The organism is Pedobacter cryotolerans (assembly GCF_005116475.1).
In the GTDB taxonomy this organism is placed as follows: domain Bacteria; phylum Bacteroidota; class Bacteroidia; order Sphingobacteriales; family Sphingobacteriaceae; genus Pedobacter; species Pedobacter cryotolerans.
In genome coordinates, this window is the sequence record NZ_SWBO01000013.1 from 71,362 (window position 1) to 90,848 (window position 19,487).

At 35.3% G+C, this 19,487-nt stretch carries 14 protein-coding genes and 1 tRNA gene; 13 read left to right on the plus strand and 2 right to left on the minus strand.

The annotated features are described in order from the left end of the window. The first annotated feature begins 162 nt into the window (after positions 1–162). From FA045_RS16940 to FA045_RS16990, 11 genes are all read left to right on the plus strand, one after another. Positions 163–2,634, plus strand: coding sequence for a glutaminase family protein (locus FA045_RS16940; RefSeq protein WP_136878273.1), 2,472 nt, complete (start codon positions 163–165; stop codon positions 2,632–2,634). A gap of 14 nt (positions 2,635–2,648) precedes the next feature. Beyond that, a complete protein-coding gene (locus tag FA045_RS16945) occupies positions 2,649–3,542 on the plus strand; it encodes an ROK family protein (RefSeq protein ID WP_136878274.1) in 894 nt (297 codons plus the stop codon). 23 nt (positions 3,543–3,565) lie between these two features. Then, a complete protein-coding gene (locus FA045_RS16950; protein ID WP_136878275.1) occupies positions 3,566–4,981 on the plus strand; it encodes a glycoside hydrolase family 125 protein in 1,416 nt (471 codons plus the stop codon). A gap of 166 nt (positions 4,982–5,147) precedes the next feature. After that, positions 5,148–5,708 (plus strand): discoidin domain-containing protein, encoded by a 561-nt coding sequence (locus FA045_RS16955; RefSeq protein WP_136878276.1) that lies wholly within the window; start codon positions 5,148–5,150, stop codon positions 5,706–5,708. A 126-nt stretch (positions 5,709–5,834) separates the two neighbouring features. Continuing rightward, positions 5,835–9,002, plus strand: coding sequence for a SusC/RagA family TonB-linked outer membrane protein (locus FA045_RS16960; protein ID WP_136878294.1), 3,168 nt, complete (start codon positions 5,835–5,837; stop codon positions 9,000–9,002). Positions 9,003–9,015: 13 nt separating this feature from the next. Then, positions 9,016–10,848: a RagB/SusD family nutrient uptake outer membrane protein gene (locus FA045_RS16965; protein ID WP_136878277.1), complete on the plus strand. Its 1,833-nt coding sequence runs from the start codon at positions 9,016–9,018 to the stop codon at positions 10,846–10,848. Positions 10,849–10,909: 61 nt separating this feature from the next. Beyond that, positions 10,910–11,893, plus strand: a complete 984-nt coding sequence (locus FA045_RS16970) for a hypothetical protein (protein ID WP_136878278.1) — start codon at positions 10,910–10,912, stop codon at positions 11,891–11,893. 110 nt (positions 11,894–12,003) lie between these two features. Further along, entirely contained in the window at positions 12,004–12,996 is a 993-nt protein-coding gene (locus tag FA045_RS16975; RefSeq protein ID WP_136878279.1) for a basic secretory protein-like protein, read from the plus strand. A gap of 40 nt (positions 12,997–13,036) precedes the next feature. Next, positions 13,037–13,702 carry a basic secretory protein-like protein gene (locus FA045_RS16980; protein ID WP_136878280.1) on the plus strand — a complete coding sequence of 222 codons (666 nt, stop codon included), beginning with the start codon at positions 13,037–13,039 and terminating at the stop codon, positions 13,700–13,702. Between the two features lie 83 nt (positions 13,703–13,785). Then, a complete protein-coding gene (locus tag FA045_RS16985; RefSeq protein WP_136878281.1) occupies positions 13,786–14,451 on the plus strand; it encodes a basic secretory protein-like protein in 666 nt (221 codons plus the stop codon). A gap of 40 nt (positions 14,452–14,491) precedes the next feature. Continuing rightward, positions 14,492–16,786: a GH92 family glycosyl hydrolase gene (locus FA045_RS16990; protein WP_136878282.1), complete on the plus strand. Its 2,295-nt coding sequence runs from the start codon at positions 14,492–14,494 to the stop codon at positions 16,784–16,786. A 43-nt stretch (positions 16,787–16,829) separates the two neighbouring features. On the opposite strand, the gene FA045_RS16995 is transcribed toward FA045_RS16990, so the two are convergent. Then, the gene (locus tag FA045_RS16995) at positions 16,830–17,216 is read right to left on the minus strand and encodes a response regulator (RefSeq protein WP_136878283.1); all 387 of its coding nucleotides are present in this window, start codon (positions 17,214–17,216) and stop codon (positions 16,830–16,832) included. A gap of 263 nt (positions 17,217–17,479) precedes the next feature. Here FA045_RS16995 and FA045_RS17000 point away from each other — a divergent pair. Next, a tRNA-Ala gene (locus FA045_RS17000) sits at positions 17,480–17,553 on the plus strand. A gap of 95 nt (positions 17,554–17,648) precedes the next feature. Further along, positions 17,649–18,845 (plus strand): tyrosine-type recombinase/integrase, encoded by a 1,197-nt coding sequence (locus tag FA045_RS17005; protein WP_136878284.1) that lies wholly within the window; start codon positions 17,649–17,651, stop codon positions 18,843–18,845. A 6-nt stretch (positions 18,846–18,851) separates the two neighbouring features. On the opposite strand, the gene FA045_RS17010 is transcribed toward FA045_RS17005, so the two are convergent. Next, entirely contained in the window at positions 18,852–19,169 is a 318-nt protein-coding gene (locus tag FA045_RS17010; RefSeq protein WP_136878285.1) for a hypothetical protein, read from the minus strand. Positions 19,170–19,487: the final 318 nt, after the last annotated feature.

Here is a 19,487-nt window from a genome sequence, read left to right on the forward strand (position 1 = left end):
TCAAAATAAAAGGTGAAAATTGTTTTAAAATTTTACAAGTGTATCATTAAAGTTACTATCTAATTTAATTATTAAGCAATAAATGTTTTATTATTGAACTACTAAAACGTTTTACTAACCTAACCAATTCTCCTAAAGATTAACCATCTCATTAACGGCATTATGAAACAATTATTTTTGTTACTTATTTTTTGCATTAGCAATAATTTAGGCATAAATGCACAAGATATCGCTCCTGCTTATCCGCTAATTACTCACGATAGTTATTTTAGTATATGGTCTTTTGGTGGCAATTTAAATACAAGCTCAACAAAACACTGGACAGGCAAAGAACAAAGCCTTTTAGGGATTTTAAATGTTGATGGAAAAAATTATCGCTTTTTAGGTGCAGAATCTAAAAACTATAAAGATATTTTAGCAACTGCTGAAGATGCACCTCATAGTGTTTCTTATAGTTTAGATCAGCAAAATGAAAAAGATTGGTTTAATGCTAATTTTAAAGATGCCAATTGGAAAAAAGGAGAAGCTCCTTTTGGTGATGGAGAAAATGTTAAAACCAAATGGACTACAAATGATTTATACTACCGTAGAAAATTTACAGTTTCAAATCTATCAAGCCATAAAAAATATTTAAAACTTAACCATGATGATAATGTAGAAGTTTATTTAAACGGTAAACAAATCTATAAACGTAATGGCTGGGTAAATCAATATGTCTATCTGCCAATAGCAAATGGTATATTAAAAAATGGTGAAAACATTTTAAGCATCCATGTTAAAAACACTGCTGGTGGAAGATATTTAGATGCAGGTATTGTTGAAGAAATACCTCAAAATGCTAGCATTTTGTTAGCAGAACAAACCAATGTAAAATTTGATGCAACAACAACAGCCTATTCATTTAAGTGTGGTGCCGTAAATTTAGAGGTAACTTTTACTTCTCCTTTATTGCTAAATGATATTAAATTAACGGCAACCCCAGTAAGTTATATCAATTATGCTGTAAAATCATTAGATGGTAAACCGCATCAAGTAGATTTATATTTTAGTGCTTCATCAGATATTGCTGTAAATACCTCTAACCAAGCTGTAGCTGCAAGTCAGACAACGGCAAATGGTTTAGCTATTCAGAAAGTTGGAACTGTTGCTCAAGAAATTTTAAAGAAAAGAGGCGATGATCTTCGAATTGATTGGGGATATTTTTATGTTTCGGCACCAGAAAATTTTAAAACAAAACAATACATCGCACCACAAAGTGAAAGTTTAACTCATTTTATAAGTAAAAAATATCCTTTAAATAGTCAGTATCAAAATGCGAAAAAATTAGATTTAGTAACCATTGTTCCTTTTGGAAAAGTTTCTAATATAGTATCAGAAAAATACATCCTTTTAGGTTATGACGATATTAAATCGATAACCTATTTTGGTGAGCAACTACCGCCAGTTTATAGAAATGATGGCCAAACTGATTTTGTAAATGTGTTATCTCAAGCTAACAAAAACTATCAAGCTCTAAAGCTCAAATGTAATATTTTTAATCAGAAACTATATTCAGATGCCCTTAACGCAGGGGGTAAACAATATGCTGATTTATGTAAAATGGCTTATCGCCAAAGTATTGCTGCGCATAAAATTGTTTATGCTCCAAATGGTGATCTTCTTTTTCTCTCAAAAGAAAATTTTAGTAACGGTTCAATAAACACGGTTGATGTTACCTATCCTTCTGCTCCACAATACTTAATTTATAATCCAGAACTACTGAAAGGGATGTTAAACGGAATTTTCTATTATTCAGAAAGTGGTAAGTGGAAAAAACCTTTTCCTGCACACGATTTAGGAACATATCCTTTAGCAAACGGACAAACTTATGGCGAGGATATGCCAGTTGAAGAAGCAGGAAATATGATTATTTTAACTGCGGCCATTGCTAAAGCAGAAGGCAATGCAAACTACGCATTAAAGCACTGGGATGTATTAAAAATTTGGAGTGATTATTTGTTAAAAGAAGGGTTTGATCCTGCAAATCAGTTATGTACTGATGATTTTGCAGGTCATTTAGCCAGAAATGCAAATTTATCTGTTAAAGCAATTGTAGCCTTAGGAGCTTATGCTCAACTGGCAGAAACGTTAGGCAAAAAAGAAGAAGCGAAAAAAGTAAAAGATGCCGCTTTAGAAATGGTAAAAAAATGGATGGAATTAGCCAATGATGGCGACCATTATGCCTTAACATTTAATGATAAAAATACTTGGAGCCAAAAATATAATCTGGTTTGGGATAAGCTCTTGAAACTAAACTTATTTCCAGAAGAGGTATATCAAAAGGAAATAAAATTCTATTTAAGTAAGCAAAATACTTATGGCCTACCTCTTGATAGTCGTAAAACTTACACTAAATCTGATTGGATCATGTGGACAGCCACATTAACAGATAACCAAGTAGATTTTCAAAAATTTATAAGTCCCATCCATCGCTTTGCGGCAGAAACACAAAGTAAAGTGCCTTTGAGCGATTGGCATGAAACTACAAACGGAAAGATGATTGGATTTCAAGCAAGAAGTGTGGTGGGCGGGTATTTTATAAAAATGCTGGCCGATAAATGGGCAGCAACTGATAACAAGAATTTAAATAAATAGCATAGTAATAAAGAATGGAAAAACCTACGGTATTAGGTGTAGATATTGGTGGATCGCATATAACGGCTGCAATAGTAGATTTAGATAAAGGAACTTTAATTAAAGACTCTATTAAACGAAACGAAGTAAACTCACGAAATGACAAAGAGGCAATTTTAACTGCATGGTGTAAAGTGATACGAAATGCTAACGGAGGTAATTTAAACGAAAATAGCAGAATAGGGATTGCAATGCCAGGTCCGTTTGATTACAAAAATGGTATTTCTTTAATTAAAGATCAGGATAAATTTAATTCACTTTTTGGATTGAATATTAAAAAGGAATTGGCAGAGCGATTAAATATACCTTCATCCAACATCAAGTTTGTTAATGATGCTGCATCTTTTATGCACGGTGAGGCAAATTACGGAGCTGCTAAAGGATTTAATAACGCATTAGGCATAACATTAGGCACTGGATTAGGATCTGCAACCTCAATTAATGGAATAGCTAAAGATGCAGAATTATGGAATTCGAAATTTTTAGGTGGTATTGCCGAGGATTATTTATCAACCAGGTGGTTTATAAAAAAATACAAGGATTTAACCGGAAAAGAAATTGACGGTGTAAAAAAATTGGCTAGTATGGTTAAGGTAGATCCGTTTGCGAAACAAATTTTTAATGAATTTGGTAGAGCATTAGGTCATTTTTTAGCCGATTTTATAAAAAATACGGGATCAGAAGTTGTGGTTTTAGGTGGAAACATTGCAAAATCATTTGATTTGTTTGGCCCGCCATTGATAGAAAATTTAAAAGCATTTCACCTCGATACTGTTGTGAAAATTACAAAGCTAAATGAACATGCTCAATTAATAGGTGCAGCAAGTAGATGGAAAGCGATTGTTGAAGAAAAAGTTATTCAGCAATAATTTGATTTAAGAAGGCTATAGATATGAAAAGAAGAACATTTTTACAAAATACAAGTTTATTAGGAGCTGGTTTATTCGCTTCGAAATTCTCTTTTGCAGTAGCACCAGATTTTCCGGGGGTTAGAGTAGAAGCTAGTAAACGTCATTTTACAAGTGTTGCAGTAGAAAGTGCGATTAAAAAATTTCAAGCTAATGTAGCCGATAAAGAACTGGGGTGGCTTTTTGAAAACTGTTTTCCAAATACTTTAGATACCACGGTTACCTATAGTTTACAAAACGGAAAGCCAGATACTTATGTTATTACTGGAGATATTGACGCGATGTGGATGCGTGACAGCTCTGCCCAAGTTTGGCCTTACTTACAATTTGCTACCGAAGAAAAAAAGGTAAAAGATTTAATTGCCGGAGTAATTAATAGACAAACTCAATATGTCTTAAAAGATCCTTATGCCAATGCTTTTTATAATGATGAGCAGAAAGTTGGAGAATGGAAGTCGGATAAAACCACAATGAAACCAGGTGTGCATGAGCGTAAATGGGAAATCGATTCACTTTGTTATCCAATCCGCTTAGCTTATCATTATTGGAAAAAGACCGGAGATAAAACACCTTTTGATGCCAACTGGAAAAAAGCAATTGAGTTAATCCATCAAACCTTTGTTGAGCAGCAACGCAAAACCAATAAAGGCCCCTATCGTTTTCAAAGAGAAACCGTACACCCTACCGATTCACAACCCATGAGCGGTTATGGTTTTCCGGTAAAACCAGTAGGATTAATTTGTTCGGCATTTCGCCCTAGTGATGACTCGACTGTTTATCCTTTTTTAATACCATCAAACTTTTTTGCGGTAAGTAGTTTAAACCAAGCTGCAGAAATGGTTATTGCTTTACATGGTGATAAAGCTTTGGCAGATAAATTAACAGCTTTAGCCAATGAGGTAGATGCAGCTTTAAAAAAGTATGCCATAAAAGATCATCCCGAGTTCGGTAAAATGTTTGCTTTTGAGGTTGATGGTTTTGGTAGTGCGTATATGATGGACGACAGTAATGTGCCAAGTTTATTGTCTATGCCATATTTAGGAGCCATGAAAGTAGATGATCCGATTTATAAAAACACCAGAAAATTTATTCTTTCAGAAAATAACCCCTTCTTTTTTAAAGGTACAGCGGCAGAAGGTGTTGGTGGTCCGCATGTTGGGCAAGACATGATTTGGCCAATGGCAATTACCATACAAGGCTTAACTTCTGTTAGCGATGCTGAAATTAAGAAATGCATCACCATGTTAAAAAATACACACGGTGGAAAAGGTTTTATGCATGAAAGTTTCCATAAAGATGATCCAAAAAACTTTACCCGTAGCTGGTTTGCCTGGGCAAATACTTTATTTGGCGAGTTTTTATGGAAGATATATAATGAAAAACCACATTTATTAAAGTAAAATTTATGAGAAGGCATTAGATACTAAAATCAAAATAATGTCTATTTAGTAAAACGTTTTAGTTAAAATTATTTATTATAACCTATTATTTACCAATTACATAATCAATAAAAATATTAACGAGAATTTAATTTTTAACAACCCTAATCTAAACAAACAACAAAACATGACTTTTTTAAAAATCGCGAAAGGAGCTGTTGGGCTGTGTGCCTCAATAGTTTTACTCACAGGATGTCTCAAAGAAGATTATCCGAGCACAGAATTATTTACTTGGAAAGCTAAGGTAGATGTTACCGATAAGGCTGTGCTATCTGTAAACTTAGAAAATGGAGCAGGCCCAACCGGTGGAGAGGGTTCTCTTAAAGTAGTAGATAACAATTTTACAAGTAAGTTTTTGATTAACCCTTACCAAAGTAGTTTGTACATGCAACTTACTTTTCCTCAACCTCAGCAAGTAGCTTCTTACACTTTAACCTCTGGCGATGACGCTCCAGGTAGAGATCCGAAGGATTGGAAATTTAGTGGCTCAACAGATGGCTCTACTTGGGTTGATTTAGATGTGAAAACTGGCGAAACATTCTCTGGTAGAAGATTGACTAGAACGTTCAGTTTCAAAAACAAAATTGCCTATAAATTTTATCGCATCAGCATTAGTGCTGTAGGAAGTGGTTCGCTATTTCAATTAACAGAATGGAGAGTAATAGAAGTGCCAGAAGAATTACAATAATTTAAATGTTTTTCATTAATGAAGAAATGAGATCAATATTTAATCAATCTTATTAACAAACCAAAAACCATATTTATTAATAACAAACTAATTATGACAAAAAATTATACAAATTTAACCAAGCTTATGCTCGGGTTTAAAAACTGTAGATTTATTGCTTTAGCTTTTACGCTAGCTTTATGTGCCAGTTTTTACTCATCGGCTATGGCAAGTTCTATTAAATTTAACAGGGTTAATACATTAAAAAACAATCCATTTGATATAACTATACGTGGTATTGTTAAAGACACAACTGGGGCGCCGCTACCAGGGGCGGGTATTAAAGTTAAAGGACTTTCTACGAGTGCTTCAACTGATGTAAATGGTGCTTTCACCATTTCAGTTCCCAACCAAAGTTCAGTGCTGGTAGTAACTTACATCGGTTATGATACGCAAGAAATTACCGTTGGATCTAAGACATCACTTGAAGTTATCATGAAAGAAACAGTTGGCGCTGATTTAAAAGAAGTAGCCATTGTGGGTTTTGGGGTTCAAAAGAAAGAAAGTTTAGTGGGTGCACAATCTTCTGTTAGTGCGGCAGAGCTTCGCCAACCAGTTTCTAGTATGAGCCAGTTATTGGCCGGCCGTATACCTGGTGTGGTAAACGTAACCAGAAATGGTGAGCCTGGTGCAACCGGATCAGATATTTTTATCCGTGGTATATCTTCATTAACTTCTAATGATCGTGGTCCACTGGTTATTATAGATGGAGTACCAAACCGTAACTTAAATGATATTAGTGTTTATGATGTTGAAAATTTTACAGTATTAAAAGATGCTGCTGCAACGGCTGTTTACGGTATTAGAGGAGCAAACGGCGTAATTTTAATTAACACCAAGCAAGGTAAAATAGGTAGCCCTAGAATTAATGTTGAATATTTTGAAGGCGTAAGCAGGTTTACGAAAAGACCAGAATTAATTGATGGTGTAGATTATATGAATTTAGCCAACGAAGCTAAATATTCAGATTATATTAGAGGAGGAGCTGCGGGGGCATTTACCCCAGCATATTCAATTGATGCCGTACAAAAAACCGCTGCAGGAAATGACCCAATTTTATATCCTAATGTAAACTGGTTCGATGCAATTTATAATGATATCGGTAGAAACAGATCTGCAACTGCAAATTTATCTGGTGGTGTAAGTAATGCAAAATACTATGTATCATTAGGTTATTACGGCGAAGATGGGTTGTTTAAAACGGATGAAGCTGTAAATTCTGCAGTTAAACAAAATTTTAGCAGATACAATGTTAGCGCAAACTTAAACTGGGATATTACAGGTACTACTAAGTTAGATTTAGGGATTAAAGGAATTTTAGCTCAAACTAACTTCCCAAGTAATTTAGGTGCAGAAACTATTTTTAATCAAGCGTTTTTAATTAACCCAACATCATTTCCTATTCTTTATCCTAATGGAAGTTTACCAGGTATAAGTCCACAGGCAGATCAGCGAAACCCATACGGAGATGTTACTAGAAATGGTTATAGAATTGGCTATAACAATCAATTGTATTCAAATCTTCGTTTAACCCAAGATTTAAAAGAAATAACACCAGGCTTGTCAGTTACCACGATGTTCTCTTATGATATTAACAATAGTAATGCGATTGCTAGAACTAGGAGAGAAACGTTATACAGAATAAATCCAACAGATCCTTACATTACGCCAAATGATCCAGCTTCTGGTTATAAATATGGATTAATTTTACAAGGACAAGATTTCTTGAATTATGGTATAAGTAATGGTGGTGATAAAAAAATGTATTTCGAAGCTGCGGTAAACTATAACCGTACCTTTGGTAAACATGCTGTAACAGGTTTAATGTTATATAACCAAAATGATAACACAACTCCATTTGCCGGTAACTTAACACTGTCATTACCTTATAGATTTCAAGGTGTTGCCAGTCGTGCTACTTATGCTTATGATAATAAGTATTTCTTTGAGGCAAACGTTGGTTATAATGGTTCAGAAAACTTTGCACCAGATAAACGTTACGGTTTCTTCCCTGCAATTGGTATTGGATGGTTGCTATCAAATGAGAAATTCTTCGAAAAATTAAAGAATACTTTCCAAATGGTTAAGTTTCGCTACTCTGATGGTATTGTTGGTAGTGGTGGTAATGGCAACTATGTTGGTAGCGAAGGTGAGCGTTTTTACTATTTAACTAAAGTTGGTACAGCTAGTGGTTATACTTTTGGGCAAGCAGGAAACATATCTCCTGGAGGCTTAGGAGTAACTGCTTACGGTGTTGATGTTACTTGGGCAGAGACTCGTAAACAAGATTTAGGTTTTGAGTTAAAAACTTTCAATAACAATTTAACCTTAATTGTAGATTTTTATAAAGAAAGAAGAAAAGATCAATTTATTAGCAGAGGTACAGTACCAAATTACATCGGTTTAGCTAATACGCCTATTGGTAATTTAGGTATCGTAGAAAACAAAGGTATTGACGGTACTATCCAATACGATGCAAAATTAAGCAGCAATTGGTCTTTAAATTTAAGAGCTAACGCTACCTTCAATAAAGATAAAGTTATCGAGAATGATCAAGCGCCAACAGCTTTCCCTTGGTTAGAGCAAAGAGGAACTAATATTTTAGCCTCAACACGTTTTGGTTATGTAGCCGAAAAGTTGTTCGAAACTCAAGAGGAAATTAATGCTAGCCCAACACAGTTTGGTACATTAATGCCAGGTGATATCAAATACAAAGATTTAAATGGTGATGGAAAAATAGATTCATTTGATAGACAAATCATTGGTAGAGGAGATATTCCAAGCACTACTTACGGTGCGGGTTTCTCATTAACGTATAAAAACTTCGATTTTGGAATGTTCTTCCAAGGTCAACACAATGCAGATATTATCTTAAACATTCCTTCTTTTGCTAATTCGGGTGGTTTAGGTAATATGTTAGCAGTAGCTACAGATCGTTGGACACCTAGTAATCCACGTCAGGATGCAGTATATCCTCGTTTATCTTATGGCGGTACCAATAACAACAATTACCAAGCAAGCACTTGGTGGCTAAGAGATGTAAATTTTTTAAGGTTAAAAAATGCAGATTTTGGTTATACACTTAAAGAAGGAATTAAGCCTTTAGGAGTTAAACGTTTAAGAATTTATGCAATGGGTTATAACCTGTTAACCTTCAGTAAGTTTAAACTTTGGGATCCTGAATTATTAACAAGTAACGGTACGAGATATCCGTTAACTTCAAACTACTCATTAGGTTTAACTGCTAATTTTTAAAATTTAAAAAAAAATGAAAAAAATATCAATATATGCAGTTGCAGTTTTGCTAACAGTTAGCAATTATGGCTGTAAAAAATTTCTAGATCAAGTACCTGATGATAGGCTTACTTTTGAGCAAATGTACGAGAGAAAGAATACCGTAGATCAAGCCTTGGCAAATGTTTACTCTACTTTACCAGATCAAAATCAAGATCGTTCGGCAAGCGGAAGCGGAAATATTGGCCCATGGACAGCAGCATCTGACGAAGCAGATTACACGCTACCAAATTTCACAGAAAATGTAAATACTGGAGCATGGGATGCAACTAGTGGACAAGTAAATTACCATTGGCAAAATTATTACAGAGGCATACAAGCTGCAAGTACTTTTATGGCTAATGTATCAAGATGTACAGATTGTAATATCGGAGGAATAGATCTAGTAAATCGTTATTTAAATGAAGCTAGAGCATTAAGAGCAATCTATTACTATCATTTAGTACAGCAGTACGGGCCAGTTGTTTTGTTAGGTAATGATCCAATTGCTTCTGATGCGCCACTTGCAGAAATTAGTAAACCTCGTAATTCAATGGATGAGTGTATTGATTACATTGTAAGTGAATTAGATGCTACAATTCCATTGTTACCTCCAACGCCACAAGCTAACGAAGATTATGGTCATATTACTGCTTCAGTAGCTGAAGCGTATAAAATTAAAGCATTAATCACAGCAGCTCGTCCGTTATTTAATGGTAACACAGATTATGCATTATTAAAAAACAAAGATGGGAAACAGTTAATTAACCAAACTTTTAGCGCTGCTAAATGGACAAGAGCAGCTACTGCTGCTAAGGCTTTTTTAACAAATGCGAACTATTCAAACTATGCATTATACACAGTAGGTTCAACACCAACAGGTTTGCCTAACACTGCCTTTAACAGAGCATTTATAGCTACAAGAGATGTAATGTTAAATGGATGGAATAATGAAATTATTTTTGCTAGAGGAGGAGATGTAACTTTTTATCAATATTCTTTAGCTCCAAATCATTTAGGCGCTTCTGGCGGAGATAAAGGCGGTTCGTTTTTGTCGCCATCGCAGCAGTTAGTAGATGCTTTTTTTACAGCTAATGGCTTGCCAATTCAAGATGACCCATCTTATAATGCAACAGGTACATCAGCTTATCAAGCTCCAGATCCAAATGATCAAGGTGTAGCTAGAACAATTAGCAATATGTATGTAAATCGCGAACCACGTTTTTATTCAAATATCACCTATACTGGTCGTAAATGGATCAATCCACAATCTAATATTGTTACCGATTTTACAAATAATGGTAATGCTGGTAAAGGTAATATTGCCAATAACGATTATACCAAAACAGGATATGCTTCTAGAAAACATCTTACGGTAGCTGGTTGGACAACAGGAAGACCAGTTTTTTCTAAGATTAGATTAGCAGAAATTTATTTAAATTATATAGAGGCACTACAAGAATCAAATCCTTCAGATCCAGATATCTTAATTTATTTGAATAGAATTAGAACCAGAGCTGGTGTTGCACCTTATGGTTCAGGTAATGGTGCAATTGCAATTCCTACAAATATGAGAGAAGCAATTCGTAGAGAAAGAAGAGTAGAATTGGCTTTTGAATTAGATCGTTACTTCTATACTCGTGAATGGAAAATTGCGGAAACAACTGATACCCAAATTAGAGGAATGAACATTACTCAAAATGCACCAGGATTTTATACTCCAGTTGTTATTGAGAATAGGGTTTTCCAAAAGAAACATTATTTATGGCCAATTCCAAACGCTGAAGTTCAAAAAGTACCTGTTATTGTACAAAATACAGGTTGGTAGTTAATTATAGCACCGTGAAATTTATTCACGGTGCTTATTTTAAAATCATACACTAAACATTATGAAAAATATTTTCTTATTTTTTGGATTAGCGTTAACAGCTGTAATAATTTCATGTAATGCAAAAAAGCAAGACTTAAATGTAGTTACTCCAGCACCTCCAATTGTACAAGTAATTGATCCGCCAGGTGCGCCACCAAAAACTTGGAAAGAAAATTGGTTTGAGCACGTTCAACTGCTAAACCGCGTTCACTATGATACCAGCGTTGTTGTGTATTACGATGGAGATGTTAAGCCAGCGGTTACTTGGCCAAAAACCTATATGGCAGAAGCTTGGAACTATACAAAAAAGCATTACGGCAAATTTGGTGATGACAGCCGTTTATTTGTGATTTATCACTCGGGTAAATATGGTGGTGGTCATCCAGGTACGTATTTAAGCGACCGTCATGGTTTTAAAAACGTAACCGATTGTGGAGGTAATGGTTTAGATGCTTGGGTTTTGGGGGTAGATAATGACATTGATTTATCAACTCATGAAATTGGTCATATTGTAGAAGGCGCCTCTAAAGGGGTAAAGGAATCTCCAGCCTTTGATATTTGGCATGATAGTAAGTGGATGGAAATTTATCAGTATGATGTTTATCTTGGCTTAAATAGAACAGCCGATGCCGAGCGTTGGTACAATAAAATGATGGCGGGATCTGATACTTATCCTAGACCAGGAACGCAATGGTTTAAAAATTGGTTTTTACCAATTTACAATAATTATGGTCAAGTTAAAGTGCTAAATGGTTTTTTTACCATGCTATCTTTACATTTTCCCAAACGCTCTATAACAGTTCAAGGAAAATCTTACCAAGAATATACTCGTAAAATGAACTTTGGTGAATTTGTTCATTTTTGGAGTGGTGCTGCAAAGGCCAACTTAGAGCCACTAGCTTTATCTGCTTTCGGTTCGAAAGATGAAAAAGGAGCTGATTGGCTGCCAATGTTGGCAAAAGCTAAAATTGATTTTCCAAATATCACTTCTATCTATCAATAATTATAAAAAAATTACACATTACGTTCTCCCTATAGTTAGTTAGCAAAACGCATGCTTTATTTAAAGCTTGCGTTTTTGTACAAAATTCAAAACTCAGTAAACACACACAAATGACCAAGTCAATTTCCATATTAGCAACTTTTTTAACGGTAATTTCATTTACAAGTAAAGCTCAAACAGAAACGATAAAACGAGATAGGTTTACTTTAAATATTACAAATCCATCAGAAATTAAAACGGAGCAGACAAAAAATGAATTAGTTGATGCTTTTTTCGAAACTTATCCTCAGTTTGCTCGTGCCGATGGATATAGAACTAAACGTGATGTAACTTTAACAATTAAGCCAGATTTGAATAAAAATGTGATGGCGAAAGAAGGTGAAGTGATATTAAATGGAAATTGGATAAACAGTGCTCCAAAAAATATAAAAAACACTATTCAGTCGGCACTTTCATCCAACTGGGTTTCATCAGATACTACCACAAAAAAGGGATACACTTTAATATTTGTAAATAAAGACCCTGCTATTGCTAAAGATTTACAAAGTAGATTAACACAAACTTTTTTTGCTGTTTATCCAAAATTGGTAAAAACATACAATAAAAAAGCTAAAAGAGAAGTGCTGTTTGTTGTTGATACTGCCTACAAAGCTGTTGCCGAAGCAAGTGGTGGACGAATATTGTTCAGCGCTGGTTACATGAAGAAAAATAACACCGATGTAGATGTGGTAACACATGAAGGCATGCATGTGGTGCAAGAATATGGCTACGGATCTGGTCCGGTTTGGCTAACAGAAGGTATTGCAGATTATGTAAGATACAAATTCGGATATGATAATATCGGTTCTAAATGGAGTTTGCCAGCTTTTAGCGATAAACACAGTTACAAAAATAGCTATCGGATTACGGCTAGATTTTTTGTATGGTTAGAAGACAATGTAAAAAAAGGCATTATCAAAACTTTAGATGACCAGTTAAGAAGAAAAGCATATACAGAGAATAGTTGGAAAGAAATTACTGGGCAAACACTTGATGAACTATGGTCTAGTTATGCTAAATCTCCAGATGTAAAATTAACCTATCAGAAAGCAGTTTGGAAGTAGTTATTTCTTATACTTATCAATTAATCAAACCCAAAAACACATGAACAAATCTATTTTATTTATTTTGTTATTTGTTGCTTTTACAGATGTAAAGGCACAAAAAGAGCAGCTAATTAAACGAGGCGATTACAGTTTGATTTTCATAAATAATGATCACATGTTAAGTGAAACATTAGCTCAGGATATAGCTAATACCTATTTTGGGGTGTATCCAAAAATGGTTGCTAAGTACAATCAATCAGCAAGTAAAATTGTAACCATAAGTATTGATACAAACTATAAAAGAGTTGCTATTTCTGGGAATAATAAAATTACCATTGGTGCGCTTTGGATGCAACAACATAAAGAAGATACGGATTTGATAACCCATGAATTGGTACATGTTGCTAAAGGTTTTAAATCTATAGGTCCAGAGTGGTTAATAGAGGGCATAGCAGATTGTGGTAGATTTGAATTTGGTTTAAATAATGCAGCTGCTGGATGGTCTTTACCCCCTGTAGAACAGTGGCAAAGTTATAAGATGGGGTATAGGGTAGCTGCTAGATTTTTATTATGGATTGATAAGTATCAACAATCGGATACAATTTTACAATTAAGTAAAAGATTGAAGGAGGATACTTACACTTCTCAGGCATGGAATGATATTACAGGTAAAAGCCTTGACGAACTCTGGGCATTATATCTTAAAAATACTGACATGGATTAATATAGATGGTAACAAGTCATTCAATTAATATGTTTTTTAATATAATATTAGATAAAAGAAGCCACACAATAAAATAAACACATATGAAAATAATTTTTGTTATTGCGATAGCTTTTCTATCATCAGCTTCGCTAAAAGCACAAGAACCCGAAACTTTTAAAGAAAAAGGTTATACCTTAATATTTAAAAATAATGATGCAAACTTTGATCCTGTTTTGCAGAAAAGGATGATTGAAACATTTTTTAAAGTTTATCCAGTATTAGCTAATGATTTTAATACGAACACGGATAAAACAGTAACTTTTCATATCGATACAGCTTATAAAGGTGTAGCCGCTACAGGTGGAGGAAGAATTGTATACAACCCAGATTGGTTTAGAAAACACCCAGGAGATATTGATGTAGTAACACACGAAGTAATGCATGTAGTGCAAAATTACGGTAGAGGCGGTGGCCCAGGTTGGTTAACCGAAGGTATTGCGGATTATGTTCGTTTCAAATACGGCGTCGATAATCCAGGTGCTAAATGGGCTTTGCCTACATTTAAACCAGAGCACAGCTATAAAAATGCGTATAGAATTACCGCTCGTTTTTTAAATTGGTTAGAAATTAATGGTAATAAAGGTATTGTTGTTAAATTAGATTCAGCTATGCGTAGTCATACCTATAAAGAAACCATTTGGAAAGATTTAACTGGCAAAACCATAGATGAACTTTGGACTGCTTATGCCGCTAATCCGGGTGTTTAATAAACAAAATACAAACAGATATAAATTAAATATAAATCAAATGATTAAAAGAATATTAACCGTAGCATTGGTTTTTGCTGGTTTCGGTTTATCTGCACAAACTGTTGGTAAACTTACTGACCCGGTAGAGTGGGTAAATCCCCTGATGGGAACACAATCTAAACCATCTTTGTCTAATGGAAATACCTATCCAGCAATTGGTGTGCCTTGGGGTATGAATTTATGGACACCTCAAACTGGAAAAATGGGAGATGGTTGGGCATATACTTATGATGCTGATAAAATTAGAGGCTTTAAACAAACACACCAACCTTCACCGTGGATGAATGATTACGGTGCATTTGCAATTATGCCTGTAACTGGAAAATTAAAGTTTACAGAAGACCAAAGAGCAAGTTGGTTTACGCATAAAGCAGAAGTATCTAAACCTTATTATTATAGCGTTTATTTAGCAGATGCTGATGTAACCACAGAAATTACACCAACTGAAAGAGCTGCACAGTTTCGTTTTACTTTTCCTAAAACCGATAGTGCTTTTATCGTAGTAGATGCGTTAAATAAAGGCTCTTACATTAAAATTATTCCTTCGGAGCGTAAAATTATCGGTTATACTACCAAATATGCTCGTGGACCACTACCTAGCAACTTTAAAAACTATTTTGTTATTATTTTCGATAAAGATTTTGCCATCTCAAAAACTTGGTCGGGCGCTCAATTGAACAATACAGATTTAGAATTGCAAAGCGACCACACCGGAGCAGTAATTGGTTTTAAAACTACCAAAGGCGAAAAAGTACATGCAAAAGTTGCTTCTTCTTTTATCAGTTTTGAACAGGCAGAAATTAGTTTAAACAGAGAAATAGCTAAAGATAATTTTGATGTTACTAAAAATAAAGCTAAAGATATTTGGAATAAAACTTTAAATAAAATATCAGTAGAAGGTGGTACGGTTGACCAAACACGTACTTTCTATTCATCGTTGTACCGTGCTGTTTTCTTCCCTAATAAATTGTATGAAATTGATGCCAACAACAAAATTGTACATTGGAGCCCATATAATGGAAAAACTTTGCCAGGTTACATGTTCGCAGGTACAGGTTTTTGGGATACATTTAGAGCCTTGTACCCTTTCTTAAATTTGGTTTATCCTGGCATTAATAAAGAAATGCAAGAGGGCTTAATTAACGACTATAAAGAAGGTGGTTGGTTGCCAGAATGGAGTAGCCCAGGTTATGCAAATATTATGATTGGTAATAACTCTGCTTCTGTAGTGGCCGATGCCTACATTAAAGGTTTGCGTGGTTACGATACCGAAATACTTTGGCAAGCATTAAAACATGGTGCCAACAATGAAGGGCCAATGGAGGCTGTAGGTCGTTCTGGTGTTAAATATTACAATGAGTTAGGTTACGTTCCATTTGATGTTAAGGTTAGAGAAAATGCGGCTAAAACTTTAGAGTATGCTTATGATGATTTTGCTATTTATCAATTTGGTAAAGCCTTAGGCAAGCCAGCAAGTGAAATTGATATTTATGCGAAGCGAAGCATGAATTATAAAAATTTATTTGATCCAGCATCTGGTTTAATGAGAGGTAAAAATGCTGATGGAACTTTCCAATCGCCTTTTAGTCCGTTTAAATGGGGTGGCGCATTTACCGAAGGTAACAGCTGGCACTATACTTGGTCTGTTTTTCAGGATGTGGCTGGTTTAGCAAAGCTGATGGGAGGCAAGGAGAAGTTTGTAGAGAAACTTGATTCAGTATTCTCTATGCCTCCAGTGTTTGATGAAAGTGCTTATGGAGGTGTAATTCATGAAATTAGAGAAATGCAAATTGCAAATATGGGTCAATATGCCCACGGAAATCAGCCCATACAACACATGATTTATTTGTATAACTATGGCGGTGCACCTTGGAAAACACAATATTGGGTACGCGAAGCGATGAACAGGTTATATGCTGCTACACCAGATGGTTATTGTGGCGATGAAGATAACGGGCAAACTTCTGCCTGGTATGTGTTTTCGGCTTTGGGATTTTATCCAGTTACGCCAGCGGTAGACCAATACGTTATTGGAGCACCATTGTTTAAAAAGGTAACCATTACCTTAGAAAACGGTAAAACGATTGTGGTTAATGCACCATCAAACAATGCAGATAATAGATATGTACAGTCATTAAAAGTTAATGGCGCTACTCATGATAAAAATTGGTTAAGTCATTCAGCTCTGCTTAAAGGAGCAGTTTTAGATTTTAGCATGTCGGCAACACCAAATAAAACAAGAGGAATTAACGAAAGTTCATTCCCCTATTCATTCTCAACAGAGAAAAAATAATTTTCACATAAAAAAGGAGACAAATTTGTCTCCTTTTTTATGTTTATAGCTTAGCTGCAATTTCTTCTAGTTTTTCTTTCAATTCATCGGGGTTAAATGGTTTCGATACAAAATCATTGATGCCAGCTTGGGCAATTTTTTCTCGAGCATCTAAGGCTACCGAAGCAGTTAAGGCGATGATGGGTGTTTTTGCTTTTAATTGATTGGCGTCATTTCGTATCAGAGCTGTGGCTTCAAAGCCATCTAAAATAGGCATGTGAATGTCCATCAAAATTAAATCATAGTTATTGGTGCTAAATAATTTCACGGCATCTTCTCCGTTAGCAGCAAAATCAGGTGTGATATCCCACTTGGCTAATAATTTTTTCATTAAAAGCGTGTTCATTGGATTGTCTTCGGCTACTAAAATTGAGAGGCTGCTGATATTCATGATAGAGGTTGAATTGAAGGGCTGAGTAAATTATTAGCAAAATTATGTAACTTATAGTTAATATCAAACATAAAAGTTGTAGCACCTTATTTAAATTATACTTAAAAGTTTATTTAAACGATATTAAATTTGTTTGGCATAAAGATTTGGTTATTTTTGCTTGCAATCTGGGGGATTAAGCTCTCCCGATGTTCATTGGGTTGGCTAGAGCGCTTAGCTCGGCTTGAAAGGGATGATTGATTTGAATAACAAATAAATAAAAAGGGGGATTAGCTCATTTGGCTAGAGCGCTTCGCTGGCAGTGAAGAGGCGGCCGGTTCGAATCCGGCATTCTCCACGAATGCCTGTAAAACATCTGATAATCAGTCTTTTAGACGATTGTCAGATGTTAATTTAGTCAGAAGTCAGCCACAATTCTTATCTTTAGATTACATGGCAGCTCCAGAAATACCTTATACTATTCCTAAACTGGTCAAAGGAAAACGGGTCACAACCGTTCCAAAGGGCAGCACATGGGCAAAGGAAGAGGCCAAACAGAACTGGTATGTAGAATTCTTTTTCCATAATGCTGAAACAGATAAAATGGAACGTTTCAGACCGACCAAAAACCTCAATAGGCTCAAAGACCCCAAAGAAAAGCTAAAACAGTTTACCAGATTATGTGATGCTTACAAGATTGCATTAGAGGGCGGATGGAGTCCGATTGATGAAAAGGCGAACGATAGACTGAAAAGGCAGGTATCCTCTCTGACCCTAGAAGCCGCCAAAGATCTTTTTGAAGAATACCATATTGCAAAGGGAACAAGAAAGAAATCCCGTCAATCTTATCTATCAAAGATCAATCAGTTCCTTGCCTATTATGGACCTGATAAAAGGGTAAGTGAAATTTCAGATTATGAAATTACCGAGTTTCTAAACTTCATGGAAAGGAAACGCGAATGGACTGGAGTTACCTATAACAGCTCAAGGATCATCCTTAACAATTATTTCAGGTACCTAAAGATCAACAAATATATCGCTGAAAATCCCGTGACCGATATCGAGACCAGAACAAAAATCCCGACCGAATCGCATCAGGTGTTTTCCGATAAGGACTTTAAGGCTATTATGAAATGGCTGAATGAGCACGACCAGTATTGTCTTTTCTTTGTGAAGATGATATACTATACCTGCATTAGGCCTAAAGAACTGCGATATCTTCAATTGAAGCACATCAATCTTGCTCAGCGTGTGATTACCGTTCCTGCAAGCATTTCCAAGAATAAAAAGTCCTTGCCTGTTAGTATTGATGAAAGCCTGAGCCGTGAACTGAAAGCACTTAAATTATCTTCCCATGAAGACACTGATTATTTACTGGGCTCGACCGAAACGATTATTAGCGAAAAGAGGATAGGGGAAAATACACCTTACAACCGTTTCCAGAAATGCTTAAAGGCCACAAAGCTCGATAAGAAAAACTACACGCTATATTCCTTCAAGCATTTTTCCAATGTAAAGAAATTTAAGGCGGGATGGACGTTGGCCGAAATCTGTGCTGCCAACAGACATGGAAGTCTGGTCGAGACCGAAACTTATCTAAAGGATCTTTTGAAGTTTGTAAAGAACGATAAAACTATCCCGAAAATTTAGACAACGCTATTTTTTGCGTTTTCTTGGTATGCCGAGCAATATTTCCGCGAGAAATTTTTCCGTCAGGTTTTTTTCTTTTTCAAGTGCATCTTTTGGAAAGTGCAGTGCATGTATTTCGTTGATTTTTTTGTTTATGTATTCAATGCGATTAAACCTTTCATCCAGGATATCCAATTTTTGCGAGAGGATGGTGATAAGGTCTGTCAGGCCTTCAATAATTTCCTCAATGCTCTTCTCCCTATCCCCGCAATAGCATTTTTGTGATGCCTCTTGGCATAACGGTTGGGAATCTTCGGCTAACTTGTCAAGGCATTGGGTTTCCATCTCATCTCAATATCTAGCAAAGATTACAATCGTAACTTTACCGATTGGTGGATGAACCGGGTTATAACCCAATGTAATTGAGTTTGACTGTTAATCAGAGGGTCGCTGGTTCGAGCCCAGCAGAGGGAGCTCACAATCAGTGAGTTAGCCCCACTTCGTCCGAGTGGGGCTTTTTATTTGCACACGATTTGCACACGAATTTGACTAAAAAATTTAATTATTTTGGAGAAAATGATTTTTGGGAATAACTTAGAAAGTTCATTTATCACTTAAAACCTGATGAACTCGTGAAGACGGATGTTATAATGGATCCATATA

Bases quoted from the DNA above. Each gene is read 5' to 3' on its own strand.
- FA045_RS16940 (WP_136878273.1), top strand. From the start codon at position 163: ATGAAACAATTATTTTTGTTACTTATTTTTTGCATTAGCAATAATTTA.
- FA045_RS16945 (WP_136878274.1), top strand. From the start codon at position 2,649: ATGGAAAAACCTACGGTATTAGGTGTAGATATTGGTGGATCGCATATA.
- FA045_RS16950 (WP_136878275.1), top strand. From the start codon at position 3,566: ATGAAAAGAAGAACATTTTTACAAAATACAAGTTTATTAGGAGCTGGT.
- FA045_RS16955 (WP_136878276.1), top strand. From the start codon at position 5,148: ATGACTTTTTTAAAAATCGCGAAAGGAGCTGTTGGGCTGTGTGCCTCA.
- FA045_RS16960 (WP_136878294.1), top strand. From the start codon at position 5,835: ATGCTCGGGTTTAAAAACTGTAGATTTATTGCTTTAGCTTTTACGCTA.
- FA045_RS16965 (WP_136878277.1), top strand. From the start codon at position 9,016: ATGAAAAAAATATCAATATATGCAGTTGCAGTTTTGCTAACAGTTAGC.
- FA045_RS16970 (WP_136878278.1), top strand. From the start codon at position 10,910: ATGAAAAATATTTTCTTATTTTTTGGATTAGCGTTAACAGCTGTAATA.
- FA045_RS16975 (WP_136878279.1), top strand. From the start codon at position 12,004: ATGACCAAGTCAATTTCCATATTAGCAACTTTTTTAACGGTAATTTCA.
- FA045_RS16980 (WP_136878280.1), top strand. From the start codon at position 13,037: ATGAACAAATCTATTTTATTTATTTTGTTATTTGTTGCTTTTACAGAT.
- FA045_RS16985 (WP_136878281.1), top strand. From the start codon at position 13,786: ATGAAAATAATTTTTGTTATTGCGATAGCTTTTCTATCATCAGCTTCG.
- FA045_RS16990 (WP_136878282.1), top strand. From the start codon at position 14,492: ATGATTAAAAGAATATTAACCGTAGCATTGGTTTTTGCTGGTTTCGGT.
- FA045_RS16995 (WP_136878283.1), bottom strand. From the start codon at position 17,216: ATGAATATCAGCAGCCTCTCAATTTTAGTAGCCGAAGACAATCCAATG.
- FA045_RS17005 (WP_136878284.1), top strand. From the start codon at position 17,649: ATGGCAGCTCCAGAAATACCTTATACTATTCCTAAACTGGTCAAAGGA.
- FA045_RS17010 (WP_136878285.1), bottom strand. From the start codon at position 19,169: ATGGAAACCCAATGCCTTGACAAGTTAGCCGAAGATTCCCAACCGTTA.